The organism is Skermanella mucosa (assembly GCF_016765655.2).
Lineage (GTDB): Bacteria > Pseudomonadota > Alphaproteobacteria > Azospirillales > Azospirillaceae > Skermanella > Skermanella mucosa.
Map to the genome: position 1 here is coordinate 85,310 of NZ_CP086106.1, position 26,080 is coordinate 111,389.

Sequence of the window (26,080 nt, forward strand, 5' to 3'; positions counted from 1 at the left end):
AGCATTGCTGTCAGCAGCTAGTGCGATGCATTGGCCGAGGCGTGACAGGAGGGCTGTGTTCTCGACAGATCGGAAGTCAGCGTCGGCTGGCCTGCACATTTCATCGACATGTTCTGCAAGCGTCAAGATTCCCCCACCTTGCCCAGCGCGCCAGCAGCTAACTGAACTCGTTCACGACCTACAGAGTCGATGTTACGGTGGGGGCCTTGACAAAATGTTTGTCTGAGGTTAGGTTGTTATTGGACAAGAACTAATGTGCATCGTCTTGGCAGGGAGGGCAAATGGACAATACAGAAAGTCGCAAAAAAATTGCCCTGCATTTCTTCTTTCTGGTCGAAGGGGTTGATGACACTCGGATTGCAAAGCTTTTGGGTCGCGATGTCCGACAGGTTCAGCGTTTGCGCAATGGAACGAACGTTCCACAAGGCGATACTGCACAACGGATGATTGAGTTAATTGATCTTGCTAAGAGGGATGCGCTGTTAACGCCTGCAGAGCGCTCGCATCAAGACGAACAGCGTAGAGCTGATGCCGAAATGCGCCAGCGGATAACCAAAGTCAGGACAATTAACGGCCTTGAAGAAAAAGAAATACCACTTTGGTTCTCAAAAGTGCGCACGTTTCTCGACGCGGAAAAATGGAACGAAGCCTTGGATCGTTTGCGCGACCGCGTTGAGGATCGCACAGATTGGCAGAATGTGCCTGAGCGAACACGGCCTTATGTGTTAGCTGACCTTGGAGTATGCTACCATAAAACAGGACGGTTCGTTGAGGCAATTAAGGTATCAGATGAAGCGATCAGAGAGCGTATAAGTCTTTCACAAAGACATCTTAGTAACTACGAGCAGTTAGCTTTAGATAATTTTCTGTGTACTATATATTCGAACCTTGGGTGCTCCTACATGCAGATGCACTCTTTTGATAACGCTCGGCACTATTTTCGCCTTGCGACTGAACACCGGCGCGATTGGGCTCCAGCTTACTATAATGCGATCTGTGCCGCTAGCATCGAGAAGCACTCAGAGGAATTGTTGGTGGCCATTGGAGCATTGCGCTTGGCAGCCCTGACACTCCTCACCGCCGCCGACATAGATGAGATCGTTGATGACGCGCAGAACGACAAAGATCTTGCCTTCGCGCAGAGTTTTGCTATGTTTTCAGAGGTCTTGAGTGAGTTGCGCGACTTCGCGCGCCGCAAGCGGGATGGCTCCCTGCGGTTGGACATACCGAGAGAAGGAGAGAAAGATGATATGCCTTGATAAGATCGGACGTGTGATTTAGAGCGCTGTGGCTAAGCTTAGTCGCTATCGGCTAGAAGATCCGCCTCCACCTCCGCCAAAAAAGCAGGGGTGGAGGCGAATTGCTGCGTGGCTGTGGAAGGTGCCATCAGATCTACGGCAGATGCCTGCCACAAATGGCCCTGTTCCATGGGATCGTGCCGCGCTCATTGCTTCGGTGATGCTTTTCGGGTTGAGTATGTTAGCTTTCGCGGGCATCTCGCTTCGTTGGCAAATTGCGGTGAGCGGTCTCGTTTCAGTTGTATCATACTTCTTTATTCGCCTTCAAGATCCTGCGGCCGCATTGACTCGCGCGTTTATCGTGACGGCTGGCATGACTGTCTGGGCTGTGCTCAGTTGGCAATTTGAGTTGAACCTTCTTTTCGGCCCAATTTTGCAGGGTCTCGGCTTTCCTGGAGCCGAGGGGTCGCTATCACTGGCAACGGGTCGCTTAGATGGCTACAGCGTTACCGTTCTTTGCGTAGTTCTCATTTGCCTGATTGTCGCGATGTTGATCACGAAACTGCGGCCTTGATCAACTTTGTATAAGATACTGTCGCCTGCAAGAGCGGTTGGATCTGCTAGATTAACAACTTTTGAAAGAAAATTAGCCATCCAACATCGAGTTGAAGTCGTGGCACTTCGCCAGCAGCGTAACAGCGGTGCTCCGTTTGGCTGTGGGGCGGGCTGACGCAGAAGTTCTCCGGGATTACAGCGTCGTGCGCTAAATTTGAACCGCCTATACCCGTGTCTCCCGCATCGTCAGCCGATACCACGCTTCGAAGCGATCCAGATTTAACGCAAACCGCTGTAGTGGCGGAGCCTGTAGCTGGCGCGCTCGATCTGGGCGGTGATAGCATGTGGAACAGGCGATCGAGCAGCGTCCTGGCGACGACGGGGGAGATCTTTCTAGGTCCAGCACCTGCAGTGCCTTGGTCAAAGCTCCCAGCAGATATATCATGAATAAATTGCAAGAGCATTGGAGTCGCAGCAGATGCCTTCACCTCGTTAAAGCGACGGATGTTCTTGGATCTCAGGTAGAAGTCGAGCGGTGGTTGGATCGTCCAACGATAGGCCTGGGACTGCATATGTTCACGAATCCGACCGGCATTTTCATCAATCCGGCCACCTGCGCTTCAACCATGGCAGGCACTTCGCGAGGGCGACGGCGGGCCCCGCCCTATGGGGCGGGGCCCGCCGTGGGCGTCTGACGTAAGTTCACTTTACGGTTGTTTTCTCGAGGTGGGAAGCGGGTTGATCGATGGCGCTGCCGGAAGGAGCGGTGCCACCGCGAGCGGGTTTGCGCAGGGAGTCGCCCTGAAGTTCAACCCGGTAGGCGGCGTGAACAATGCGGTCCAGTATCGCTTCGGAATAAGTGGAATCCCCGATCGCCCAATGCCAGCTGCTCAGGGGGATTTGGGAGGCCAGGATGATCGAGCCGCGGTCATGGCGGTCATCGACGATCTCCATCAGGTCCCGGCGCTGGGGCGCGGTCAGCTCACTCATCATCCAGTCGTCGAGGATCAGGAGATCGACCCTGGCAAGCCGCCGCATCAGAGCCCCGGCTCCCGAGCCCAGGCGCGCCGTCGCGATATCGTCCAGCAGGCGCGACAGCCGGGTGTAGAGCACGCTGAAGCCTTCCCGCGCCGCCTGATTACCCAGGGCACACGCGATCCAGGTCTTGCCCGTGCCGGTCGCCCCGGTCAGCATCAGGTGACGGTGCTGGCATATCCAGCGGCAGGTGAACAGATCGCGGATCAGCGCCTTGTCCAGGCCGCGGCTCGCCTTCAGGTCCAGGTTCTCGAAGCAGGCCGCCTGTCGCAGGCGGGCGCGCTTGAGCCGCATCTCCAGAGCGGTGTTGGCCCGGTCAGCCGTCTCGCGCTCGATCAGCAGGGCGAGCTGATCATCGAAGTCGAGCCGGCCGCGGTCGTCCAGCCCCATCAACTCCTGCAGCGCTCGGACCATGCCGAACAGGCGCAGGGACTTGAGCTTTTCCAGGTTGGCGTGATGCATGGTTTCTCTCCGGGACGTCAGTAGTAGTAGGCCGGGCCGCGCAGGTTGGCATGGGGACCGATCCCGCCGGCGGGATCCTCCAGAGCTTGGACCTGGCCCTTGGCCAGCAGCTGCTGGACGAAGCGGCAGGAGCGCACGTTGGCGCTCAGCGCCGCCGTCGCGGCGGCCTGCAGAGCCACGGTGCCGTGCAGCTGACCCAGGCGCAGCAGGCCGGCGACCTGACGCGCGGCCTGGTCGGGATGATCGGCATCGGCGAAGATCCTGTCGGCCAGCAGCCCGAGCGCGCCGCCGAGGCCGGCAGCCTCGGCCCGGACCGCCTCCGGAGTCAGGAGCGCCGCGGCGCGGTGATTGGGCGGCCGGTGCTCGTCGAGCGTCACCGTCGCCCGCCCTGGTTCGGCACCCTGCCGGGCATGGGCAGCGACCCGCTCGCCCTTGTGGAAGATGCTGACCAGGCTGACCGTGCAGAACACATCGACGTGCTTGCCGATCAGCCGGTAGGGCGCTGAGTAGGCCACGCCCTCGATGCTGACGTGATAGTCGGGTGCCAGCTTGTAACGGGACCAGCGGCCGATCACGAAGGGCTCGGCCGGAAGCGGTTTCAGCAGCGGCTTCTCGCGCTCCTCGAACAGCCTGCGCCGGGTCAGCGTCCTGTCGGTCGTCAACGGCCGCGCGTTGACGGCGGCGACCAGCTCCCGGATCGCCGCGTTGGCCTCGTCCAGCGTGAAGAACACGCGGTTGCGCAGCGCCGCCAGCACCCTGGTCTCGACAACCTGCACGCCCTTTTCGGCGCTGGCCTTGTCTCTTGGGCGACGGACCCGCGTCGGAACAACGCCGGTGCCGTAATGGCGCGCCAGCTCATGATAGGAGCGGTTGACCACCGGGTCGTAGAAGCTGGCACCTGTGTCATCGACGCTGATCCAGGGGGCAGTTTCCAGTCCGGCCCGCAGCACCGCGCGGGCTTCGTCCAGGAAGGCGCCGTTGTCCGTGTTCAGCAGGCGGACCACCTGACGCTTGGAAATGTCGATGCCAAATGCCCGAAGCTGGGTGACCAGCCGCGGCATCGTTACCTGGCCCTGATGATATTGCAGCAGCACGAAACGGCGCAGTTCCGGCCCAAAGTGGCCAGTGATCCCGGCCGGCATCGGCGCTGTCACCGTCCTACCGTCCGGCGTTTGCCAGCGTTCACGGCGGATGCGAACGACGTGCGGGCGCAGCTCGAGATCCTGGACGACGAAGTCCTCGTAACCTTTGAAGCGCGAGCCGGTCGGCACGTCAGCCCTGATGATCCGGTCCTCGTGGATGACCAGCCGCTCGGTCTTACGGCGCTTCCTCCCGCGCCGACTGTCGGTGCCCTCCGGCTTAGGCTCGGTCTTCCGCTCCATGCCGCTCGGCCGGATCACCGGCCGACCCTTCACGCCCTTGAGTGTGGCGATCTCCGCTCGCAAGTCCGCAATCGCCTGCTTCAGCGCGGCATTCTCTGCCAGCAGGCGTTCGGTCAGGGCTTCAAGGTCGCCGCGCGACAGGCCGGAAAGTGAAAGTTTCTCAGGGGCGGACACATCAGGAAAGATGGCGCCAGGGCCGATCACAACCAACCCCAGCACGCCTCATGCCTGCCCGGCCTTTTGCTCCAGGTACAAGAGCGTGATGGCCACCTCCGCGTTGTTGCGGCCCGAAGGGCGGAGGGTTGAGGCGGTCCCAGGTTCCGCTCTGCGAGCTCCACCTGGGACCGCCTCAACCCTTCAGGGGCCAATTTCCACCACTCCGCTGGACGTTACCGCAAAAAAAAAGATGGGTCCCGCTCTTCCGGGCCTCCCCCCAAGCCTCGAGCCGACGCACAGGGAAGCTGGGTCTGGCCGCCACGGCGGCCGACCGGATATGAGTTGTCGCGGCGCCTTTTCCGCCGCGCAGAATGGGAGGTCTGCTTTCGGCACGGTCGTCGTGGTCGCAGCTCTCGACCTCGGGCAGGATAGCATTGTGCTCGCTCCGGCAAGCCCAAGCCGCCTGACGGCGGTGGTCCTGGCGGGCCAGCCTTGCCTTCCGCTGCGCGCGATGCTCGGTATTCGGGCAGGTCGGGACGAAGGGACGGTCGTGCCGGTCGAACAAAGCGACAAGACCTTGGTTTTCCACCCTTGACCGGCATCTCCTCATATGAGTGCGGAAGAACCGGTCTGGTGGGGTAAGGTCAATAATTCTGGTCACAATGCACCCGGACCGCAGTGAACGTCTTGCCATGATTGGCCCAGACATAGGCGTCGGTCGTTTGACCCATCTTATCCCAACATAGTTCCGCCATTGGCCGGTTAATCAGCAGCCCATCAACGCCGGAGTATTTTTGCCGCCGTCATTGTCAAGGGCTTATATTCTTTATTCGAAATTTTTTCTGGCTTGAGTGTGTCGGTAAGATCGAAGATGGTGGGTTCAGCCATTCTAGTGAACAAAATAGGAGTAGATCATGGGCTTGCTGGAAAACGACAGAATCGTCAAGCGCAGGGCGCCGAAAGCCCGTCGTACAACTGTAAAGAGTGATGATAAGTTCGATGGTACCTATGAGGATTTCACCGCTCTAGTTGGGGGGCCGCGGGGGCAATGGGTTACGGCAAAGGCTTTGCATACAGCTATCCAACATATCAATGCTTTGCCGCCTCAGGAGCAGGCGACTTCGGACCGGCACGATATGCAGCTGATCTTGCATTACGGTTATCCGACTTTTGCAGAAATTTTCAGGATCCTTGATAGCCAGTCGGGGGAACTGACATTCAGTGATGCATCCGGTAAGTAGGTAACGATTGCCGAGTTCCGGCGCTATTGAGGTATGGCCCGACAATCTGGATAGGAAGAGCGTCAATCAGTGGATCGTGTAAAGACCAGGACTTGATATTACAGACGTTGGCGGAACTGGTCTGAACCAGTGGTCGGCCGGACGGCACCTTCCGGCCTTCACTACATGGATGCCCAACTGCTTAGCACGGCGGTGCGGTCAAGCCCCGGAGCCGCGCCAGCGGTGCGCCGAAGGCGCAGGGCTTGACGGCACTGCCCACCGCCAAGCCAACCTCCTGAAACCATGAGATCCGACAATGTCCGACAAATCGAGTACCGGCCTTCACACATATATAATTCGCCACTGCCACTAGGAAATCCTGGCAGTCTCGCCAAAACCAACTTCATCTTGAATGTCGCACTCTGCCTTTATCGAGACTGCCTCATGCCGTTTAACCATCATACCCTCCGCTGGCAAGATGTGTAACAGCCTTCAGGCCAATCTGGATAACGCGCTTAACTTCTCTTATTTGGTCTATGGAGGGTCAACACGTTTCCTAGGCGGTCTTCAAGCTCCCTATTCCTACTGGTGAGTTTTTCGTTCTGCTCCTCAAGTTCGATTATGCGCCTTGCGAGCTTGTCTCTCTCAAGCACACAGAGATCATAATGGTACGCCATTCTACTATAAGAAGCCTTCCAATCTGCGATGATCGTGTTCTTCTCGTCCACTCGTCGTTTAGGTAACCGTTTGCTCGAGCCGGTGGTGGAGTTCACCTCCTTGAGGAACTGGCGGACCATCCTCCTCGTCGTTTCGCGATGATTCCTATTGTTCAATGTCTTCACATGCACGCCCGCGCGCCTGCAAATCTCCGCCGCACTAATGCGTGCCGGACTGCCATCGGCTTTCGTCCGCGTTGCCACATCCGCACGTATAGAGTCCATCGCACGTGCAAGTCTCTCAAGTACCTCCTTATGCGCTCTCTCATTCGCCTTAAGCAACACGTTTGATCCAGCTCCTTCGACCATCAGCCCTCCTCCCCCTCCACTATCCGGGCTACAATCACTTCCTGTACGCCCGCAAACTCACGGCCGATGTCTTCGAAAATTCCCAGCTGATCCAGCAGTTGCCGCTGATACCACCTAGTGAGAAGCACATTCCCGCAAACGTCTTCGCTTCGAAGCTGATCAAGGATATATAGGATAAGTTCGCGAACCGACGGTCGGCGTTCGGGTAGCTGGATCTGGTGTTCGCAAGTGACTTGGCACCGTGAGGGGTTCGGATTTCCATGTCCGCGGATGCATGGGCCACTCATTGCGAGGGGTTTTGTACAAACCACACCGGGGAAGATGAGCTTGAGTTCCGCGCCTCCCAAGAGCATTTCCTCAATGAACTCGTTCATCGCTCGACGCATATCAACCTCAGTGCGAACACGCTCCCTCATGAAGTCCGCCCATGCCTGTTGCAGCGGAACGGCGGCCTTGCCACCAGCTTGACCAATTTCTGTAACGATTTTCTCCGCCCGCTCCCACTGCGTTTCCTGCAGCATGTTCTCGATCTCGGCACGAATAGCCGGACAAGACAGAATATAATGCAGTGTCATCGTTATCGACGAGTGTCCGAAAAGCTCCTGCAGAATTTTCGGTGCGCCTGTCAGTGTTAGTACCACCAGACGTGCTATGGTCTTACGGAAGCGGTGGGTGTGTGGGTACCGGTCACTTAAGAGGTCGTCGAGGCCGTGGCGAGACGCAAAGCTCCGCAGGTAGAGGTTCATGTCCTCCAGCTGACGCCCTCGAGATTTACGTATGCTAACAAACAGATATTTCGATTCTGGTGCCCGGAACAGGCGCCATAGTCGCTCCTGAATGCGAGTCGCCTGGTAGACTTCAGGTGGTACCGGCCAGTCGCGTTCAGCGCCGGCGAAGTCTGCCTCCAGCTTAAAGGTGCGCCCATTGAGCCGGTATTCCGTCTGACCATTTTCATTTGTGACAGGTTGGACACACCGTTCTTCCAGTGTCTTTATTTCGGACCATCGTCCGCCAGTAGGAAGGGCGATAAGACTGTAGCAGGACGTCTGGAGGAAAGTGAGGTACATCAACAGAGTTCCAAAATTTTGAGGCGGCCAAGATGCTATCAGCTCCTCTTCTGGTTCAGACTCGATTGGCTCCTCTGCTGGTTCAGACCCGAAGTCGCCGCTGAGACGCACCTCAAAGGGTAGTGTCTTGATGGGCTTCCCGTCCTTGCCTTTCCAATTGAAGTTAGCTACAGATATCGCAGCAGCCCTCTCACTAATTTTCCGTGCCTCAAGTGCCTGCTTCGCACAATTTATAAGAGCATCTCCAAGTTCTTCTATGTAGAATATCCATATTCGGCCTGCCGCCGCTATAAATTCATCTGAATATGGCAAGTAGACTTCTGAAGCTTCTTGGCTTTCCAGATTCTGATTGATTGAGGTGTCTTCAAGAGCAGTATTGGCTTTAGACATCCAAGTGTCGGCATCCGGAAGAGATGTAAAGTAGTCACACAGAAGTCCTCGGCGACCTTGTACATTGATTTTACGCAGCAAGGTTCCATATGACTTGAATGTTGCTTCTTTTTTGCCGTTCGTGATAGCTCCCATCATTTCAACTATGTCATCTAGATTCAGATCCGCGAAGCTGCGGACCCCTGCTTGATATCGATGAGCTATGATCCAGCGAGCCATCGCGCGTATATAATTGCAGTAAGCCCTGAGGGTCGAAGGATCGATCGAATGCTTATTGGGATGCCTCCAGAATGAGTAGAGCGCACGTTTGATCGAGGAAAGCAGCTTGCGGTGGTCGACGCTAGTCAGGGCCAACCCATCCGGCATGATAACATCAAAGTTTAAGCTCCGATGTCCTATCGCAACGGGATCACCGGCAAACCATTCGCTTGGAAAAATCCAGAGCGGATCACCGTACCTGGACAGTGGAGTTACCCATACCAGGGAAAGATCTTCCTCTGAGATCGAGGGGGAAAGTTCCAAGAGCTTTAGGCGATATTTTAGATGTGATTCGAACTGGGAAACCTGAGCTGTGCCCGTCATTAATTCCGTCTCCTGCTGGGCCGGAAATGCAACAGGGGAACCTTATGTAACGACGCTTTCTCGAAGGCTATGTCGACTTCTTTTTGCGGATATCGCCCCGTAACCATCTCGAGGAACTCGAGGTCGTCTGGGAAATCACTCTCAAACCAATCGATGAGCGGCATCGAATTGCGGAGTGTCTTAAGACCAATGATCTGTTGCGCTAGAGGTGCGAGGCTGTCTCGGAAGAAGTACGCCCTGAAGCAATCGGCACAGTCGAGCGTACCGCAGGGGGCGCCCGGACGATGATCAGGGTCCTTTTCCGGCGGCGGTTGGTGCGGGTCGGAGCAGAAAGCTCCCGTTGGGGTCAAAGTTTTTCCGGAAAGGAGGTTTTTTGCCTCCTCCTCCGAGATGCCGCCTTTTTCAACTAGAACCCGCAGAATACGGACATCAAGCCTCCCAACGCGTATTTCAGCGAAAAGATGTCGATCCAGTTCCCACATCGCTTCGCTAGTGCGCCGTTTGACTCTCCTCCTGTTGAGGTAGCGGAGAATGGTTCCCAACCGCTTGTGGCCGGCTGCGAGCTGAGCAACGATCAAATTATACCCAGACACATTGTAGGCAAAGAGCACCCAAGTGTCGCGGACGTTTCGGGTTGCGAATCGAACAAGCTTACCCTTTACGTTTCGCACGTTATGCTTCTCGATGATAGCTGACGCTACGTGGTAAAGTTCATGGTTATGATCATGCAGGCCGTGAACTGGAGCGAGGCCTCTGTTCCTCCGTCCCATCCCTAACCAAACACGCCTTTCCAGATCCTCCAGTTTAGCCAACCTGAGCAGCAGGTCCTTGTTTTCAGGGTTTTGCGAAATTTCGGCTCGGAGTCTCGCGGCCTCTTCACTGGCATGCCGCCGCAAGGGCTCCGTCATATCTATGACGTAGGAGATAATAGCGAAGGGAAAGGTGGACTTGTCCCGGAAACTGAATGCCTTTTGTATCTCGCCTCCAGCTCTCTCCTTACTGGAATGAATGACTACCGCATCCTTTCTGGTCGGGTGCGGCGACCACCAGTCGGTCGGATCGAGATCAAGAATGACTTGGAGGTTCCAACCAGTCCGTATGGCCACGATCATCAAGAAGGGAACTAAGTCCTCCAGAACAGGCAGGAACCAACGGTAGTGCGCTGCGATTCCATAAGAATAAAACCCCGTACCGGCCGACGCTGGTCGATGATCAGGCCCCTTGTACGCGCCCAGCATGGTAGCGCCGGGAAATCTCGATTTCAGCTCAGTACTCGAAAGCAAAGAGCAGCCTAGGACCTCCCAAACGAACCATGCGCGATTAGCACTTATCTGCCAGGCCTCCATGCCCCCTCCGGAGGAGGCCCTTGGATCACGCCCTTTAGCGAGTAGCGCCTTTCCCTCCTTCAACCTTCTCTGAACCGCGTAAGCTTCTAGTTTCGCCGCGCTCAGAAGCCGAGCTATCGTGCGGTCATCGTATCCATCGTCATTATCACGGCTTTTCTGCTTCCAAGGGTTCGGGGGCCAGTGGATCTCCTTTCCTTCAAGGAAGGCCGCAGTAGAGCACAAACGCTTCAAAACTCCATAAAGGTTGAACTTGGTTGATTCATCGATTTTTCGATCCTTGAGCATATGCTCAATCAACAGTGCACAAAAACCGTCACCAAGATCTTTTACCTCCTCGACCGGTCCTATACCAAGTTCTTCTAATCTATCAATAAGCTGAAACAAGTATGACAGCGTGGATTTGATCTCTTTGATACTACTAGCAGATTTCCCACGAGTTAAGTCTGCGATCGCAGGCTGAAGGTTCAATATTAGCGCCGGCCTCCCTTTGAAACTGCGGCCACATTGGACCTCTGATGCGCCATCCCGGTAACGTGTTAGATCAACTTTCAGCGGTCGCGCGGGTCGACCACGGCGCGGCGGCGGTTGAACCCACCACACGAGCTGCTTTTCGGATTCTTTGGTTAGTCGCCTCCGGGCTTTCGCTGCGGCGATCCGTCCTTCCCGCTCCTTATCAGCAGCACTCCTCCTTGGTAAAGCGACGACTACTACGTTTTCGGTATGATCTGAACGTCCTCCTCTGCCAAGGCGCCTCTTGGTTGGGTCAGCCATCGACTTCTTCCCTGTCAAGCATCTCGTTATAAAGGATTGCTGGCTCATCCAAATCGAGTAACTTTCGGAGCATCACCAAGTAGCGTTCAGTGCTCTCGAGACGAGCGTGGCCGAGACGTTCCTTGAGGACCAACAGGTGGGAACTCAGCGCATCGTTGATGAAGCCCGCCGGTAGGCGGTCGACCGCAAGCTTCATGCGTCGGGCTTCCTCCTCAAGCCGATCCAGCAGCCAATACACGGCAGCACAATGCCGTCCGACATGGGGAGAGAGACCTGGGATCGTCCTTTCTTGCCGCCACAACTTACGTATAGCATTGATTGACAAGGATGAGCCGTCGTCCATGTTCAGAAGCAGCGTCTGTGGAGCGTCCGGATCGTTCCGGCGGATGCCGTGGACCTTGCAGTAGCGGCCGAGGCGAAGGATCCGAAGTTCGCGCCGCCATTCGTCGACCTCAGCAACGAGTTCGGCCGGAATGGACGCAAGCCGCTTGCGGTTTCCCTTGCCAATCACGGGAAATTCCGCCCGGACATTGGTCCGACCATGATGGGCTCGAACCGTGTTCAGTGTTGGAATGGCGTCGGCAGGTAATTCGGCCACCTCGTGCACCCGAAGGCCGCACTGGAAAATAAGCTTCTTGGCCAGCTTCTGGGCTGGATCCTTCGTTTTTTCGATAAAGACGTAGATCTCTTGGCGGCTTGGTGGCGTCAGGTGTACAGGATCGACTCGACGCGTCAGATCTAGCGTATGCTTTGACTGCACTCCAGATCTGCCGGGGCGTTGCCCCTTGCGGTCCCATAATTCATTGTCACCACCATCATCATCATCGATCCGCTTACGGTATCCTCTGAATGCACCGAAGTTCAGGAAGTGAAGATTGTTCATCAGGCGGCGGTTGATGGTACTAGCCGCAATTATGCACGAGGGCTGGCAGGCATAGCGTAAAGCCCTGATCTAGCTTAGGATTCGGCTGCTGACACCCATCCCACCGGATCCGGATTGCTATGCCCGCCACAGTTGAACTTACCCCATCGCTGCCCGGCCTGTCACCTGTCGCCGGCAAGCCCGTGGTCGCCCGCTTCGATGGCGGGCGGCTGTCCTCCGATGCCGGCGTGCTGGGCCTGCGGGAGATCGAGAAGCGGCTCGGGATTGCCGACCGGCTTGCGGCGTGCCTGGAAGACCCCCGGACGCCCGGGCGGATCGTTCATGGACTGGCGGAGATCATCCGCTTCCGCCTGCTTATGATCGCGGCCGGCTACGAGGACGGCAACGACGCCGACAGCCTGCGCCGGGATCCGGCGTTCAAGCTGGCGCTCGACCGCCTGCCGGACGATGCTGGCCTGTGCTCGCAGTCCACCATCTCGCGCCTGGAGAACCTGCCCGATACCCGCGCCCTGCTGCGCATGGGCCGCGCTCTGGTCGATTTCTACTGCGCCGGGTTCCGGCAGGTCCCAAAGCGGATCGTGCTGGATATTGATGACACCTTCGATGCCGTTCACGGCGAGCAGCAACTGCGTCTGTTCAATGGCCATTACGACGAGTACGGCTTCCAGCCGATCGTCGTTTTCGACGAGCACGGGCGCTTCGTCACCGCCATCCTGCGTCCGGCCAGGCGACCCAAAGGCACTGATTGCCCGTTTTAAAAGTGCAGCCAGTCCGATTGAGCGCGGGGGAAGGGTCACGTCTATAGCTGTTTGGAAGGGCGGAGATGCCCATTCTGGAGGCCGCAATGTGGACACCCGAGGATCGAGCGCTGGTTGGGGATTATGGTTCCGGTCAGGCCTTGAGCGATGATCAGTACCGCCTGATCGAGCCGTTCATCCCGCCGCCGAAGCCGGGCGGTCGGCCCCGGACCACCGATATGCGGCAGATGCTGGATGGCCTGTTCTATGTCGTGCGCACCGGGTGTCAGTGGCGCCACCTGCCACCGCCTCCCGCTTTTCCACCGTGGCAAACAGTCTATGGCTATTTCCGAACTTTCCTGGAGGGTGGTGTGTGGGAAACCATCCGCCACTATCTGGTCATAACTCTGCGCGAGACCGAAGGTCGAGAGGCCAGCCCGACGGCTGTCATCATCGACACCCAGACCGTCAAAACCACGGAAAAAGGGGCTCTCGCGGCTACGATGCCGCCAAGAAGGTCAAGGGCCGCAAGCGCCATATCGGGGTCGATACCTCTGGCTTTCTGCTCGGTGTCCTCGTTCACGCTGCCGATATCCAGGACGCCGACAGCGCTTGGGATCTGCTGAAGAAGATTAAGCACCTCTACTGCTGGCTCCAGGTCGTCTTCGCCGACAGCATCTACAATCGGTTGCCGGTCCTGCTCGCCTGCTTCCTGCTCGGCCTGACGCTGATCATCGTCCGCCGGATCGCCGGGACAACTGGCTTCGTCGTCATCCCTCGCAGATGGATCGTTGAAAGAACATTCGGCTGGTTCGGGCGATGGCGTCGCCTGTCCAAAGACTATGAAGAATTGCCAGAAGTCTCCGAAGCCATGGTCACCCTCGCAGCCATTCGCATGATGCTACAGCGCCTCGCCCACCCAAATCGAAAGCGCCTGCCACCTCCATGACTTTCAAAACGGGCAGTGAGATCCGGGCGCACCTGCGTCGGATCGTGCGGCAGATCCGGGCCAACTGGCCGCAGGTCGAGATCCTGCTGCGCGCCGACAGTCATTACTGCTGCCCCGAGGTTCTGAACTGGTGCCGGGCCAACCGCCTGGACTATGTGCTCGGCCTGGCGCCAACCAGCACGCTGCGGCGGCATATCCTCGACCTGGAGGCCAGCACCGCCGCCCGGTTCGCCGCCGGTCCCGGGACCGCCAAGGTCCGGCGCTTCAAGGAATTCTACGACGCCGCCGGAAGCTGGAGCCGGACCGAGCGGATCATTGCGCGCGTTGAAGTCGGGCCGCAGGGCCCGGACACCCGCTTCATCGTCACCAGCCTGCGCCACGGCCGGGGGCGGTGGCTCTATGAGAAACTCTATTGCGCCCGCGGCCAGGCGGAAAATCACATAAAGAGCTGGAAGGCGCATCTGTGCGCCGACCGCACCTCCTGCCACAAGGCCACCGCCAACCAGTTCCGGCTGTTTCTGCATGCCGGCGCCTACTGGTTGCTGTGGTCGATGCGCGCCCTGATGCCGCGCCGGTCGCGCTGGCGAGTCGCCCAGTTCGACTCGTTGCGCCTGCGTTTGATCAAACTGGCGGCCCGGATCGTCGAGACCAGGCGGCAAATCCTCGTCCACCTGCCTACCGCCTGCCCGGAGCAAACTGTCCTGCGCCTGCTCCTGGAGCGGGTTCCCCGACTCGTCACCTGAACGCCGGGGCCGAGTGCCCCTGTTCCGCCCAACCCGCCAACCTCAAGACCTCTCACCATTGCAGCGCCGCCCAATCGGCGTTACGGCCAACCCTTGCCTGAACAGCTAAAAGTTGAAGAAAGGCAGAGAACTTCAGAGCGCTTTCCGGCCTGGTGCATTAATGCGGCTAGGCGCAAGCGGCTTTCCATCTTGGCTCCAGGCCCCCTGCTCCATGTCTTCGCGATAGTCCAATAGGTCATCGCAGGTAAGCTCACGCCAATCAAGTTTGTTTCCGCATGGCGCCGTCGCTTGTCGGTGCAGGTCCACCTCCTCGCACCAAGACTGCATGTTCGCCAAGTCATGCGCCATCGCTAGATTGGAGTTGGGGCGGGGATACCGTGGCTTGCGGCCGAGTATCATCTGGTAGGCAGCTACCATCTCCGGATTTGGGTGGTAGAGTAGTTTTGCTCGCTCCGCGAGATATCGGTTATGGACCTCCATGTACTCGCCGTCTCCCGACACAATGAAGCAACTATTCACTAGGCCTTTATAGCCTTGCTCTGCATATTCTTGTCCACGGCGGAACACCTCGGCCATACTCCCTCCCTGGGATATTCGGCTTCTTGCTTGACGCCGAATCCCCTATCATCGATTGGTTACAGGGAAAAGTGCCTACTTGAGCTGTCGGCTGCCTCAACCGGATGCGACCATACGTGCGAACGATGAGCTCTTGGCCAACTTTGGTGATCAGGCTCCGAGAATAAACCAACTGCAGCTTTCGCGATTGGACGGACGCTGGGGAGTTCGAGAAATAGCAACGCTAATGGCTTTTGGCTTACGATAGCTTGGTCGAAATAGGCTGGAAATGGATGGCGGTGGAGGGCCCGCACCGCGCGTCCCCGCTCGCTCGTCCAACCCACCTGGTACGTCACCGCCCGCCCATGCCGGACCAGCAGGACACCGGCGACCGGCTCGCCGCCATGCAGGGCCCGTAGCACGACCAGGGGCGACTTGTCGGCCGAGGCACTTGTGCATCGCTCGCAGGAACGCGAGCGATAGACCCGGGTAGCGTCTCGCGACCTTGTCCTCGAGGTAGTGCTCCATCAGCCAGTCGAACCTCTTTCCGGCCGATGTCTCCGTCTCCAGCACGAGGTTGTGCCGTTCAGCCTGACGCAGTTGGTTGCGCCACTTTCCATGCAGCCCGGCGTGAAGCGCGTCGGGGCCCGGGGCCAGGTCGGGCCAGACCGATGCATAACCCTCGCTCCACCGCCAAAACCCGGTCGCCGACATCCGCTGCCGCGTGGCGGGATCATCGGGGAGTTCGGGGTGGAACATCAGGAGCCGGCCACGGCGCAACTGATAACGCTGCCGGAGCATTCCCAGCACGAGCTTCAGCATCTCGCCGGGGATCTCATCGTAGATCCACAAGGGACCGCGGTGGATGCGGCAGGCGGTGAGGAAAGGCAGCCATTTCCTGGTCTGAACCAGAACCAGACCGACCGGCTTGCCTTCGAAGTGGATGATGCCGAAATCCGCCTTCCAACCCTCGACCGTCGCCATGGTGACGCCGTACTGCCAGGTCTGGAGCAGCGTCGGTCGCTTGCAGCGGGCCAGCAGGGCCTCCCACTGGCCGAAAGTGCAGTCATTCCAGTCGATCCGGAAAGGATTGAACGGGAGCGTCATGCTGCGCGCCCACAGCCCTGGGCGCGCCTGGGCTGGTCAGGAGGGCGAGGATCGTGCGGCGCCAGCCTCTGGCGGCGGTCCGAGGGACCGGTCAACCGCGAACGGCGCGTTTCTCTGATCGGGCGATTGGTCATGATCTGCTTCATGCCCATAAGGTCTTTCTCAGCGGTGAGCTTCCACCGGCGGTTAGGGCGGCAAGAACCGCCTGCCTGCTACGGTCTCGGTAGCTACTCCCATCTCAGGACGGCGGCGCGGACCTGATCCACGCCGCCCAAGTTCCTGTCACTTCTTCCTTTTCAGGTTTTCGTAGTCACCGCTCGTGTTGAGGGTGACCGTCACGGTCCCGTCACCCCGGTTACGCCAGAACCAGCCGTGATTGCCGTCGAAAGCAGCCTGGAGGGTGCCCTGGTCGCTCGCGACGCCGCGACCCTTGCTGTAGCTGTGCGTTTTGTTCGGCGCGTCGTAAGGCTCGCCATGAGTGTCGTGATTGACCACGCCGCCCTCGGTTTTCCAGGAGTACGTGGCCTGCGCTCCTTTGCGCATCTCCATCTTGACCTCGACGCCTTCGCCAGGGGCGAGCGTGACCGAGGTCTCGTCGGTGCGGCCAGCCTGGGCCACCTGCACGGGCAAGGTTGCAGCAGGCAGAGTTTCAGCCAAGGCCGGCGCGATGACGACTTGTGCCAGGAGCATGTCCATCAGGCTGGAGCGTTGGTCGGGCGCGACAGGGGCCGGGGATGCTGCCGGTGTCCCGCCCTGATCGAGAAGGCGGTCCTGCTCCGCCTCCTCGGCGAGCTGGGCCTTGATCTCGCCCATCTGCGTGAGACCCAGGACGCGCCCGATGCCGGTCGGGTCGACCCCGTACTCGGCGGGCAGGATCGTGGTGACCAGCAGGGCCGCCGCGGTGGTGGCCGCGATCAGGGTCGAGCGAACAAGCTGGGCGGAGCTTGGCAACTCGGCGCGGGAGGGAATATCGGTGTTGTACATGATTTCTTCCTTGAGTCAGACGACGAACCAGCCGGTGAGCTGATAGCCGGTCAGCATGAACCCGGCGGTCATCATGGCGACGTTGGCGGTGTAGGCATGGCGCCAGAAGCTGTCGGTCCGGCGCCAGTAGCCCATCAGGATCAGGATGGCGGCGAGCGCCAGCAGTTGGCCGACCTCGACGCCGACGTTGAAGGCCAGAAGGTTGGGGATCAGGCCGTCCGGCGCGATGTCGAACTCGCGAATCTTGGTCGCGAGGCCGAAGCCGTGGAAAAGCCCGAAGACGAGGGTCGCCAGCTTCGTGTTCGGCTGGAACCCGAACCAGCGCTGGTAGGCGCCGAGATTGTCGAGCGCCTTGTAGACGACCGAGAGCCCGATGATAGCGTCGATCAGGTACGAGCTGACGTTCGTGTCGAAGATCACGCCGAGCAGGAGCGTCGTCGAGTGCCCGATGGCGAACAGGCTGACATAGATGCCGATGTGGCTGAGCCTGTAGAGGAAGAAAATGACGCCGAACAGGAACAGGAGGTGGTCATAGCCGGTCACCATATGCTTGGCGCCCAGGTACATGAACGGCAGCAGATGGATTCCCGTGATTTCCTGAATGTAGCCCTTGTCCCCCTCCGCAACGCCGTGGGCGTGAGCGTCAGCACCGAATGCCATGAGGAGGGCAAGGCCAAGCAGCGCCAGAAAACCCGGTCTGTGCCGCGCATCAAGCGGCCACGGCCGGTCCTCTCGAGAAGATCCATGCATGGATGATGCCCGATGTTCGTTGATGAGATGGAGCCCGCAGGCTTTCAGTCAGGCAACGAGCAGCGAACGCGGCGGACGATCTATCCGGGAGGCTGGGGCTCGATAGGGCAAGAGCTGGTAGGACAGCTGCCACTCGGGCGCTTGGTCATGCACAACCATGGACAGGACGAGAGCCGGGCCAGGGGAGTCGTGCGAGTGATCGGCCGGGTTATGCCGGTGATCGTGTCCCGGCTCCCACTCATCCGACACCTCTTCCTCATCGAAGTGGGTGTGTTCGGCCGTGGCAAGCCCGGAAAGCGCGCTGTGCTGCCCAACTTCCGAGAGCTGGAGTATCAGCGGATCGTGCGACGAGGAAAGGGTGTTCGAGACGGGCAGCACGCCGAGCGCCATCGCCAGCACGATGACCAACCTGATGCCTGCCGTGAGTGCCTTCATCGCCGATCTCAGCATGGTGGATTTTCTGGTAGCAAAAAAGTCCGAAACCGGTAAGCAGAAATTCAGAGTGTATGTCGGTAGTGGTCTGATCAGAAACTTTCGAAATTCCACCACTCCGCAGGGCATCAGGATCGGGCAGCTGTCGGCTCAGCATCCTCACCCAATGCCTGGAAGCCGCTGTGGCTGGCCAAGCAATTGCCATATCCCCTCCAGGGGGATACCATGGACTTCATGACCCACACAAGCCATCCTGATGTGATCAACCGCCTGAAGCGGGCGCACGGTCATCTCGCCTCCACCATCGCCATGATCGAGGGCGGCCGGAGCTGCCTGGAGGTTGCCCAGCAGATGCATGCCGTGATCAGGGCGCTGAAAGGTGCCAAGGCGGTGTTCATCCACGACCACCTTGGCCACTGCCTTGAGGAGGCCGCCGGGCCGCTGGCCCGCGAGAACCGCGCCGCCCTCGATGAGTTCAGGCAGATCGCCAGGTACCTGTAGACCATTGTCAGGTTCAGGGGCCACTATGCTCTCCCCGTTGACCAATCGCACATATCGTCACCTGTTCGCCGCACAGGTCATCGCGCTGATCGGCACCGGGCTGCTGACGGTGGCGCTCGGATTACTGGCCTACGATCTGGCCGGTGCCGATGCGGGCGCCGTGCTAGGCACGGCGCTGGCGATCAAGATGGTGGCCTATGTCGGCGTGGCGCCGGTTGTCAGCGCCTTCGCTGACCGGTTGCCCCGGCGCGCCCTCCTCGTCGCCATGGACCTGGTCCGGGCCGCCATTGCCCTGTCGCTGCCGTTCGTCACCGAAGTCTGGCAGATCTATGTCCTGATCTTCGTCCTACAGTCGGCCTCCGCGGCCTTCACGCCGACCTTCCAGGCGACCATCCCGGAGGTTCTGCCGGACGAGGCGGAGTACACCAGGGCGCTTTCCCTGGCGCGTCTCGCCTATGACCTGGAAAGTCTTGCCAGCCCCACGCTCGCGGCACTCCTGCTGGCGGTGGTCAGCTACCACGACCTGTTCGTCGGAACGGTGGTCGGCTTCCTGGGTTCGGCCCTGCTGGTCCGCACCGTGGCACTACCCAGCCCCAAGCCTGTCGATCACCATGGCGGGATCTACGAGCGGACGACGCGGGGTATTCGGATTTACCTGAAGACGCCGCGTCTGCGGGGACTGCTGGCGTTCAACGGCGCGGTGGCGGCGGCCGGCGCCATGGTCATCGTGAACACCGTCGTCATCGTGCGGGCCATGCTGGGCGGCTCGGAAGCCGACGTGGCGATCGTTCTGGCCGCCTACGGTGCCGGGTCGATGACCGTCGCCTTCGTACTGCCGCACCTGCTCGAGCGGGTTACCGACCGGGCGGTCATGCTCTCAGGATCCTGGCTGCTTGCCGCCGGGACGCTCGTGATGGCCGTCCTGCTCGGTACCGGCGGCTTGCCGGCACGCCTGACGGCGGCGCTGCCGCTGCTGCTGCCGGTCTGGTTCGTGCTCGGTGCAGCCAACTCCGCCGTGCTGACGCCCTCGGGACGACTGCTGCGGCGATCCGCGCATGCCGAGGATCGCCCGGCGATGTTCGCGGCGCAATTCGCCCTGAGCCACGCCTGCTGGCTGGTGGTCTATCCCCTGGCGGGATGGGGCGGAGCCCATGCCGGCGTGAGTGCCGCCTTCATGGTTCTGGGTATTCTGGCCGCTGCGGCGACCGTGCTGGCGACAGGTCTGTGGCCCTCGGGAGATCCTGTCGAGGTCGAGCACGTCCATGCCGGCTTTTGCCACGAACACCTCCATGTCCACGACGAGCACCACCAGCATGTCCATGAGGGGTGGGAAGGACCCGAGCCCCACGCCCATCCCCACCGACACACCCCAATCCGTCACAAGCACGCGCTGATCATTGACCGGCACCACGTCGAATGGCCCCTGTAAGTGCCGGGTGGGCCCTTCCGCAAACTCGGTGCAACAGGTCAGCTGAACGGACGGATTTGATCGCGCCAGCATCACGCTGCCTCGAGAACGCGATGGCGCAGCAGGTCAAATCCAGCACGCCCGCACATGGTGCGCTTGATTGTCTTCAGGTGGCAGATCTGCCCTTCCACCGGGCCGGTACTCCACGACAGCGACAAGGCGGCCCGAACCGCGGCCAGGTCACGCCTCAGTCCGCCGACAAATCCGGCAAAGGCCGTCTTCTCAGCTGCGACAAGCCAGTCATCCAGTCGCTCCTCCTGCTGCTTGCGGATCATTGCGCGGAACTCCCGGGCCAGATCGATGAGGTGGGCGAGTTCAGCGGAACCGGCGATCAGGGCATCGACGAACCTCCGCTCCGTTTCATCGATCTCGTCAGCATCGGCGACAACCAGCCAGGCTGCTCGCCGGCCGCTCGGAGTCTTCCACGCCGGTGCCGATCCGGCAGACTGAGGTGTGGCAGCTCGCAGCCGGCGGAGCCAGTCCCGCACGGTGCTCGCTCCGCCGGTAAAGCCACGCTCGCGGAGTTCCCGCCAGAGCCGAACCCCATTGTGGCAGCCTTCGTCCCAGCGCCGGCGCAGATAGTCGCCATGAACATCGACCGTGCTGTCTCCGGACGGCTGCTGCCAGCTCGGCAGCCGTCCGGCTTTCAACCAGTCGTGTACCGTGCCTCGGTCCAGACCGAGAGTGCGGGCGATCCGGCTCCTGGACCAGCCTTTCGCGTCGAGGGCGACCACCTCGTCGAAACGAGCCTGCCGTGCTGCCTGCTTGTCCAGGCTGTGCTGCTGACGCGTTGTCAGGAGTTTTGGGTAAGACGATGGAAACCGACGGATTTGCTGGTTCCACGGGTACTGGATCCGGTAACGCCAGAGCTGTGGCAGCCTTTGCGGCAGCGCGGATATCCCGATGGTGACGGTTGAGAGCGTTGCCCACGGCATCGCCCAGATTGCGCAGCAGGTGGAGCCGGTCGGCAACCTGGATCGCCTGCGGAGCGCCGGTGCGAACGCCGTCGGCAAAGGCACCGGCCCGGTCGCGGGCGACGATCTCGACGCCCGGATGATCCTTCAGCCAGGCGGCGACGGTCTCGGCATTGCGGTCGGGCAGCAGCTCGATCGGCCGGTTGGCACGCTCGAGATCGACGATAATGGCGCCGTAGCGCCTGCCACGGCGCCAGGCCCAGTCATCGATGCCGATGACGCGCGCCGGCAGCGCCGGTTCGACCGGAACGGCCCGGATCAGACGCAGCAGGGTGTCGCCGCTAACCGGCATGGCGAGCCGGCTCGCCAGGCGGGAGCCCAGTTCACCGCCCGCACCCAGCGCCAGGGAACGCTGGACGTCGGCGAGCCGGACGGTGCGCCGTTTGCGATCCGGCACCGCCGCGGACAGGCGCTCGGCGAAGTTCCGGCGCGGGCAGTCCGATTGGAGGCAGCAGAAGCGGCGGATCTGGAGGGACAGTGAGACAATGCGCCCCATCAGGGGAAGGTCGGCGACACGGCGGATGTAGCGGCCGTGAACCCGTCCCGACGGCATGGCGCACATCGAACAGCAGGCGGTCAGGTCAGCCGATCGAGCATGCACGGTGACGAGCCCGGAATTGACCTCGACACGGTCAACGACGATCCCGTCCGGCAACAGGGACAACAGGGGTTCGGTGATCAAGAGCGATACAGGGTGAGAGGGAGCTGATGCCCTTTATGTGAGCATTCCAGCAGCTCTCCGCATCAAGCTCCACCGAGTTTGCGGAAGGGCCAGTATTCACCCGGCACTTACACGGCACAAGGGACAGGACGCTGTGGCGGCGCGAGCGCGAACTGCGACGACGACGCGATTAGGGTGGACAACGACCCGCTCAACCGCGAGACCGGCGGGGAGCAGGGACAGCAGCGAATTGGACATGGAGAAGACGGCACTCTCGGAGAAAAAGCGTTTCTCCTCATATAATTATCCTCACCCTTCGGCGCACTCACCCTGCACCGAGAATGCGGATGAACCAAATGGGAGGCATCTGCAGTGCGATTCATTCCGTCGCGATCGTAGGTCGAACGCATGAAGCCCCGCACTCCGATCCGCTGATGATGCCACCGGTCCCAGAGGCGGTAGGCATCCAGTGATCCACCTCCGATAACGGTGAATCACAGCTCAGCCCAGAGCGTAAGATCGATTCCGGTTTCACGCTCGCCGCTCTAAGCATCCGGAGCGCCGCCGTGGTGCTCGCCACGGCGGCTGCATGGTTCGGCAGTCCTGCCGGCGCTGCGACTAGTGAAGGGTCGAGCCACGATAGCCTGCGGGCCCGGCTGGTCTCGCCCGTGGATGCTGTCGGGGACCGCGAGGCCGCAAGGCTTGCCGGCGCGACTTCAGCCCGACCAGCGGTACGCTGTTCGCCTACCACAAGCTCCATATCCGGGACTACATGTCGGCCATCGTGATCTTCGTGAACGCGGTGAAGGGCATCAACGCCTTGTAGCTCGGCCGCGATCTCGACGTGTCCTACAAGGCGGCCTTCGTCTTGGGCCACAAGCTCGGCGAGGCGATGGCGACGGAGGGCGCCACAGTCGGCGGCACTGGCGCCGTCGTGGAGGTGGACGGCTGCCATGTCGGTGGTCACGTCCGCCCGGAGAACCGCAAGGAGGATCGCAAGGACCGTCGCCTAGCCGAGAACCAGACCGGCAAGCGCGAGGTGGTGGTCGCCGTTCGCGAGCGCGACGGGCGCACCCTGACCATCGTGTTCAAGTCGGAAGCCGCCTCGGCGGACTTCATCAAGGCCCGCGTCGAAAAGGGCAGCACCACCCACGCCGACGAGGGGATCCGTTGGGACAAGCTCCGCGCCAAGTTCCCGGTCAAGGTCATCAACCAGTCGCTGGCCTACAGCATGGATAAAGCCTGCACCAATCAGGCGGAAAGCTTCTTCTCCCGCTTGCGCCGCGCCGAACTCGGCCAGCATCAGCGGCATCTACCTGGGCCGTTACGCGGGCGTGATGGCGTGGCGTGAGGATCATCGCCGCAGCCTAACGGCACCCTGTTCAGCATCGTCGCTAAGCGTGCAAGGATCATGGGCCAGTCGGTGGACTTTTGTGGCAACTGGCAGCGGAAAGGATTTCACCGATGGCGCAGAGCAATGTTTTCCTTAGCGCGATGTTGATTCAAGTTCATCAAGGAACATAGATGCGCGTCGCAGATCATTGCTGCGGCGTTGTTCTTCTTCACGAGCTATTCTCTGAAGTTTTTGATCGACATACTCAGGAGTCACTTGATCCCGAGATAATGCCATAATGCCAACTTCCAGGAGCAAGCGGAGCATATCAGCTCTCTCGCGTCTATATCTAAACGCGAGAGAGCTGATCCGTTCATCTAGATCCGCGGACAGATAAAAAGAGCGAAGCACTAAACTGTCTCTATCGTTGATGATCCCGCCCATTGTCCGCTCCTCGTGGATTCCATGTTGCAGACCTTGCACCTGGAGGCCATCCCCCATATATATAATGCCATTCAGGAATTAAACAGCGGTAAAGTTTGAGTTGTCCCATTCTCTCTCGGGAGAGGGAGGGCGCATGAGATGTATGTCTGTGAGCCAAGCCTATCCACGACCGCCTGATCGAAAGATGTAAAAGTTAAGGCAGGTAGCGTCCCAGCACACGATCAGCCATCCACCCCAGAGCCATTAGATTAGAAGCAGCAGGCCCTTGTATGTTCGCCAGAGATGGAACATGAAAGTTCTCATGTCCGACAACAACGGGGGGAATCGCCAGCGCCTCGTCCATCCCAGATAGTATGCTGCGCTTAATTTGTGGCGAAGGTGCAGACATAGGCATCAAGCTAAAGAACCACCATGCATCAAAACCACGAGCATCCACATATACATCTGCATTCAAAAGGGTCGTGCTAGTCGTTACGGCACTCCCAGATTGTGCATTAGGCGCGGGAACATCGGATAACTTAACTGCAAGATCATTGTATCCACCCTGAGGATAGTGCACAAATTCAACTATTTCCGCCGATTTGTACAGTATGTTTTTGTTGGAAGATAATTGGTCGACAACATATTCCCACACAGCACCTGTGGTGAGTCGCTCGGTGAATGTTTGGCGCGCATGTTCAGGTAACGCCGTCCAGGCGACGTCATCGCTGAACATTCTATCCTCAAAATAACCTCGCGCTCTTGTATACAGAGTTGTCTCTCTCCCGACGATAGTTATAGGCACATGTCGAAAACCAACGCGGTTAAACCAAGCCGCAATGGCAGCCGCTGTGCCTCCAGCGCCTAATATGGCAACACTAGAATTTTTTAACTTCAATAAGTTGATTACATCCTGAGGTCTCTGCCAGAAAGTTTTTCCGTCAAAAACTCGATGTTTTTGGCCGGATGTGATTCCATTTAGAGCCGGCAGCGACGGACCACTTCCTGTAATTACAATCCCAGAGAATAGTTGAGGATGTGGTTGCAATCCATTGCTATCAGTTACTATTACCCGCCACCCTCCTTGAGCTGGGTAGGGCTGTATGTGTTCAACTCGACCGTTCACGACCGAAGCTGAACTTTTTCTCACTACCCAAGACAAATAATCTGCGTAACATTTATGGATTGGTGGTCTTCTTCCCTTGTCCACCCAGGTGTCATATCTATAATCTCCTGACCCCAAACTTACGCAATATGACTGCCAAGAAAAATCCGAGGCCATTCGCCTCGCTGTACTGGCTCCGAAGGTATGGCGGGAATAAGGAAATCCGACATCTCTTTCAGCGAGAGTACAGAGCAGTTGCTCTCCATCGGTGTAGCCATTAAGTCCAGACCACGCAGATCCAATCGCCGCAGGCTCAAATATGGTGATATTCGGAGAATTTGGATAGTCCCTCTTCAATACCGCAGCTTTGGCTGCGATTGCTGCCGCTTTGGGACCTCCGCCGACTACTGCTATTTCATGAGGCATTGAGGAGCGTCACTCCCAGACTCGTTGATTATTGTGATTGATACTGCGGAGTTCACCGCAACGGTTATGATTTTGCAACTACCTAAATGTACTATAAATCTGATATCAACCGGAATTGCGCATGTCCTTTGATGAAATCACCGCTACATAGGGAGTGCATGTAACACTTTTTTGCAGTTCTCCGACTGAATACTGAATTTTTTGGGCAATCGGCCTGCTTGCATGCAGCGCCGACTACCCTTCAACAGTCCATCCCGTAGCCCTGTCAAGGTGCAGGCACCCTTCCAAGATCATTCATCCGCCTCAGCGCCTCCTCACGCTGCGCTTGATCTGCTCCACCACCGGCACATCGGACTGGTCGATGCCCTTAGCGCCCATGATGTGCTCGGCGATGGCCCGCGTCAGCACTGGCACCTCGGCATCGCGCAAGATGTTGTAAACGAGATTCCGGCACTCTCCCAGCCTGAACCAGTCGCTGCGTCGGCTGATGTCCTTGGCCCGGATAGCCTAGAGATCAGCCTAGCCGTACATCCGCAGCGCCGCGTCGATATGTACCAGGTCGGCCTGATGTCGCGTGATCTGCCGCTCCAGTTCCGAATTATTGCTGGTCGCTGCCATTGAGAAAATGATAACTGAGGCGCGCAAAGTCGCCGCTGCTTCCCGCTGGCCGGCCCTGTCAATGGTCGGCGGCTTCGCCCTATTCACACTCGTCGTCTCTTACTTTGATGCAGGCTGACCAGGTCAAGAACGGAGTTGGCAGACTTCAAGGGAGCATTTCCTAAGAGTATGTTACCTGAAGGTACATCTCTCGAGGTTCATG

At 59.1% G+C, this 26,080-nt stretch carries 20 protein-coding genes and 4 pseudogenes; 9 read left to right on the forward strand and 15 right to left on the reverse strand.

The window, feature by feature from the left end:
- Positions 1 to 281 precede the first annotated feature (281 nt).
- Together JL100_RS00400 and JL100_RS00405 are read left to right on the forward strand one after the other, a co-directional pair.
- Entirely contained in the window at positions 282 to 1,259 is a 978-nt protein-coding gene (locus tag JL100_RS00400) for a tetratricopeptide repeat protein (RefSeq protein WP_202681100.1), read from the forward strand.
- Between the two features lie 142 nt (positions 1,260 to 1,401).
- The gene (locus JL100_RS00405; RefSeq protein WP_202681102.1) at positions 1,402 to 1,812 is read left to right on the forward strand and encodes a hypothetical protein; all 411 of its coding nucleotides are present in this window, start codon (positions 1,402 to 1,404) and stop codon (positions 1,810 to 1,812) included.
- A 683-nt stretch (positions 1,813 to 2,495) separates the two neighbouring features.
- Here the strand turns inward: JL100_RS00405 and istB are convergent.
- Both istB and JL100_RS00415 read right to left on the reverse strand, forming a co-directional pair.
- Complete coding sequence (istB, locus tag JL100_RS00410) at positions 2,496 to 3,290, reverse strand: IS21-like element helper ATPase IstB (RefSeq protein ID WP_202681105.1); 795 nt, start codon at positions 3,288 to 3,290, stop codon at positions 2,496 to 2,498.
- A 17-nt stretch (positions 3,291 to 3,307) separates the two neighbouring features.
- Positions 3,308 to 4,846 (reverse strand): Mu transposase domain-containing protein, encoded by a 1,539-nt coding sequence (locus JL100_RS00415; protein ID WP_228420986.1) that lies wholly within the window; start codon positions 4,844 to 4,846, stop codon positions 3,308 to 3,310.
- Positions 4,847 to 5,742: 896 nt separating this feature from the next.
- Between JL100_RS00415 and JL100_RS00420 the strand changes: the two genes are divergently transcribed.
- Positions 5,743 to 6,069 (forward strand): hypothetical protein, encoded by a 327-nt coding sequence (locus tag JL100_RS00420; protein ID WP_202681113.1) that lies wholly within the window; start codon positions 5,743 to 5,745, stop codon positions 6,067 to 6,069.
- Positions 6,070 to 6,563: 494 nt separating this feature from the next.
- On the opposite strand, the gene JL100_RS00425 is transcribed toward JL100_RS00420, so the two are convergent.
- The 4 genes from JL100_RS00425 to JL100_RS00440 are packed head-to-tail and all read right to left on the reverse strand — an operon-like array spanning position 6,564 to position 12,112.
- Complete coding sequence (locus tag JL100_RS00425) at positions 6,564 to 7,073, reverse strand: hypothetical protein (RefSeq protein ID WP_202681114.1); 510 nt, start codon at positions 7,071 to 7,073, stop codon at positions 6,564 to 6,566.
- Positions 7,073 to 9,112, reverse strand: a complete 2,040-nt coding sequence (locus JL100_RS00430; protein WP_202681120.1) for a tyrosine-type recombinase/integrase — start codon at positions 9,110 to 9,112, stop codon at positions 7,073 to 7,075. The genes JL100_RS00425 and JL100_RS00430 overlap by 1 nt, the downstream gene beginning before the upstream one ends.
- Entirely contained in the window at positions 9,112 to 11,229 is a 2,118-nt protein-coding gene (locus tag JL100_RS00435; RefSeq protein ID WP_202681123.1) for a hypothetical protein, read from the reverse strand. Before JL100_RS00435 ends, JL100_RS00430 begins: the two co-directional genes overlap by 1 nt.
- A complete protein-coding gene (locus JL100_RS00440; protein ID WP_228420987.1) occupies positions 11,222 to 12,112 on the reverse strand; it encodes a site-specific integrase in 891 nt (296 codons plus the stop codon). The genes JL100_RS00435 and JL100_RS00440 overlap by 8 nt, the downstream gene beginning before the upstream one ends.
- A 119-nt stretch (positions 12,113 to 12,231) precedes the next feature.
- Between JL100_RS00440 and JL100_RS00445 the strand changes: the two are divergent.
- The 3 genes and pseudogenes from JL100_RS00445 to JL100_RS00455 form a co-directional block, all read left to right on the forward strand.
- A pseudogene (locus tag JL100_RS00445) lies at positions 12,232 to 12,858 on the forward strand (IS1380 family transposase); the annotation flags it as partial.
- 98 nt (positions 12,859 to 12,956) lie between these two features.
- Positions 12,957 to 13,798 (forward strand): IS5 family transposase gene (locus JL100_RS00450; protein ID WP_456115318.1). Its coding sequence is split into 2 segments (ribosomal slippage): positions 12,957 to 13,329 and positions 13,329 to 13,798, totalling 843 coding nucleotides; the frame shifts between segments, so codons are not numbered across the junction.
- Positions 13,799 to 13,809: 11 nt separating this feature from the next.
- Positions 13,810 to 14,541, forward strand: a pseudogene (locus tag JL100_RS00455) (IS1380 family transposase); the annotation flags it as partial.
- Positions 14,542 to 14,673: 132 nt separating this feature from the next.
- Here the strand turns inward: JL100_RS00455 and JL100_RS00460 are convergent.
- The 5 genes from JL100_RS00460 to JL100_RS00480 all read right to left on the reverse strand — a co-directional run bounded on the left by JL100_RS00460 (position 14,674) and on the right by JL100_RS00480 (position 18,372).
- Positions 14,674 to 15,117: a hypothetical protein gene (locus JL100_RS00460; protein WP_228420988.1), complete on the reverse strand. Its 444-nt coding sequence runs from the start codon at positions 15,115 to 15,117 to the stop codon at positions 14,674 to 14,676.
- 150 nt (positions 15,118 to 15,267) lie between these two features.
- Positions 15,268 to 16,203 carry a hypothetical protein gene (locus tag JL100_RS00465; RefSeq protein WP_202684858.1) on the reverse strand — a complete coding sequence of 312 codons (936 nt, stop codon included), beginning with the start codon at positions 16,201 to 16,203 and terminating at the stop codon, positions 15,268 to 15,270.
- Positions 16,204 to 16,485: 282 nt separating this feature from the next.
- On the reverse strand, positions 16,486 to 17,187 hold the full coding sequence (locus tag JL100_RS00470; RefSeq protein ID WP_202684859.1) for a transmembrane anchor protein: 702 nt from the start codon (positions 17,185 to 17,187) through the stop codon (positions 16,486 to 16,488).
- 15 nt (positions 17,188 to 17,202) lie between these two features.
- Positions 17,203 to 17,847 carry a HupE/UreJ family protein gene (locus JL100_RS00475; RefSeq protein WP_228420989.1) on the reverse strand — a complete coding sequence of 215 codons (645 nt, stop codon included), beginning with the start codon at positions 17,845 to 17,847 and terminating at the stop codon, positions 17,203 to 17,205.
- Between the two features lie 138 nt (positions 17,848 to 17,985).
- Positions 17,986 to 18,372: a hypothetical protein gene (locus JL100_RS00480; protein ID WP_228420990.1), complete on the reverse strand. Its 387-nt coding sequence runs from the start codon at positions 18,370 to 18,372 to the stop codon at positions 17,986 to 17,988.
- A gap of 231 nt (positions 18,373 to 18,603) precedes the next feature.
- On the opposite strand from JL100_RS00480, the gene JL100_RS00485 reads away from it, so the two are divergent.
- Positions 18,604 to 18,870: a metal-sensing transcriptional repressor gene (locus JL100_RS00485; RefSeq protein WP_228420991.1), complete on the forward strand. Its 267-nt coding sequence runs from the start codon at positions 18,604 to 18,606 to the stop codon at positions 18,868 to 18,870.
- 37 nt (positions 18,871 to 18,907) lie between these two features.
- Entirely contained in the window at positions 18,908 to 20,299 is a 1,392-nt protein-coding gene (locus JL100_RS00490; protein WP_456115306.1) for an MFS transporter, read from the forward strand.
- A gap of 71 nt (positions 20,300 to 20,370) precedes the next feature.
- Here the strand turns inward: JL100_RS00490 and JL100_RS00495 are convergent.
- A pseudogene (locus JL100_RS00495) lies at positions 20,371 to 21,994 on the reverse strand (ISL3 family transposase).
- 676 nt (positions 21,995 to 22,670) lie between these two features.
- Here JL100_RS00495 and JL100_RS00500 point away from each other — a divergent pair.
- Positions 22,671 to 23,337, forward strand: a pseudogene (locus tag JL100_RS00500) (IS1595 family transposase); the annotation flags it as partial.
- 122 nt (positions 23,338 to 23,459) lie between these two features.
- On the opposite strand, the gene JL100_RS00505 reads toward JL100_RS00500, so the two are convergent.
- The 3 genes from JL100_RS00505 to JL100_RS36440 form a co-directional block, all read right to left on the reverse strand.
- The gene (locus JL100_RS00505) at positions 23,460 to 23,750 is read right to left on the reverse strand and encodes a hypothetical protein (protein ID WP_202684865.1); all 291 of its coding nucleotides are present in this window, start codon (positions 23,748 to 23,750) and stop codon (positions 23,460 to 23,462) included.
- A gap of 193 nt (positions 23,751 to 23,943) precedes the next feature.
- On the reverse strand, positions 23,944 to 25,260 hold the full coding sequence (locus tag JL100_RS00510) for a SidA/IucD/PvdA family monooxygenase (protein WP_202684866.1): 1,317 nt from the start codon (positions 25,258 to 25,260) through the stop codon (positions 23,944 to 23,946).
- A 303-nt stretch (positions 25,261 to 25,563) separates the two neighbouring features.
- A complete protein-coding gene (locus JL100_RS36440; protein ID WP_267133596.1) occupies positions 25,564 to 25,689 on the reverse strand; it encodes a hypothetical protein in 126 nt (41 codons plus the stop codon).
- Positions 25,690 to 26,080: the final 391 nt, after the last annotated feature.

Excerpts from the sequence above, each read along its gene's own strand:
- JL100_RS00400 (WP_202681100.1), top strand. The coding sequence starts at position 282 with ATGGACAATACAGAAAGTCGCAAAAAAATTGCCCTGCATTTCTTCTTT.
- JL100_RS00405 (WP_202681102.1), top strand. The coding sequence starts at position 1,402 with ATGCCTGCCACAAATGGCCCTGTTCCATGGGATCGTGCCGCGCTCATT.
- istB (WP_202681105.1), bottom strand. The coding sequence starts at position 3,290 with ATGCATCACGCCAACCTGGAAAAGCTCAAGTCCCTGCGCCTGTTCGGC.
- JL100_RS00420 (WP_202681113.1), top strand. The coding sequence starts at position 5,743 with ATGGGCTTGCTGGAAAACGACAGAATCGTCAAGCGCAGGGCGCCGAAA.
- JL100_RS00425 (WP_202681114.1), bottom strand. The coding sequence starts at position 7,073 with ATGGTCGAAGGAGCTGGATCAAACGTGTTGCTTAAGGCGAATGAGAGA.
- JL100_RS00430 (WP_202681120.1), bottom strand. The coding sequence starts at position 9,112 with ATGACGGGCACAGCTCAGGTTTCCCAGTTCGAATCACATCTAAAATAT.
- JL100_RS00435 (WP_202681123.1), bottom strand. The coding sequence starts at position 11,229 with ATGGCTGACCCAACCAAGAGGCGCCTTGGCAGAGGAGGACGTTCAGAT.
- JL100_RS00440 (WP_228420987.1), bottom strand. The coding sequence starts at position 12,112 with ATGAACAATCTTCACTTCCTGAACTTCGGTGCATTCAGAGGATACCGT.
- JL100_RS00460 (WP_228420988.1), bottom strand. The coding sequence starts at position 15,117 with ATGGCCGAGGTGTTCCGCCGTGGACAAGAATATGCAGAGCAAGGCTAT.
- JL100_RS00465 (WP_202684858.1), bottom strand. The coding sequence starts at position 16,203 with ATGACGCTCCCGTTCAATCCTTTCCGGATCGACTGGAATGACTGCACT.
- JL100_RS00470 (WP_202684859.1), bottom strand. The coding sequence starts at position 17,187 with ATGTACAACACCGATATTCCCTCCCGCGCCGAGTTGCCAAGCTCCGCC.
- JL100_RS00475 (WP_228420989.1), bottom strand. The coding sequence starts at position 17,847 with ATGGCATTCGGTGCTGACGCTCACGCCCACGGCGTTGCGGAGGGGGAC.
- JL100_RS00480 (WP_228420990.1), bottom strand. The coding sequence starts at position 18,372 with ATGAAGGCACTCACGGCAGGCATCAGGTTGGTCATCGTGCTGGCGATG.
- JL100_RS00485 (WP_228420991.1), top strand. The coding sequence starts at position 18,604 with ATGACCCACACAAGCCATCCTGATGTGATCAACCGCCTGAAGCGGGCG.
- JL100_RS00505 (WP_202684865.1), bottom strand. The coding sequence starts at position 23,750 with ATGGGCGGGATCATCAACGATAGAGACAGTTTAGTGCTTCGCTCTTTT.
- JL100_RS00510 (WP_202684866.1), bottom strand. The coding sequence starts at position 25,260 with ATGCCTCATGAAATAGCAGTAGTCGGCGGAGGTCCCAAAGCGGCAGCA.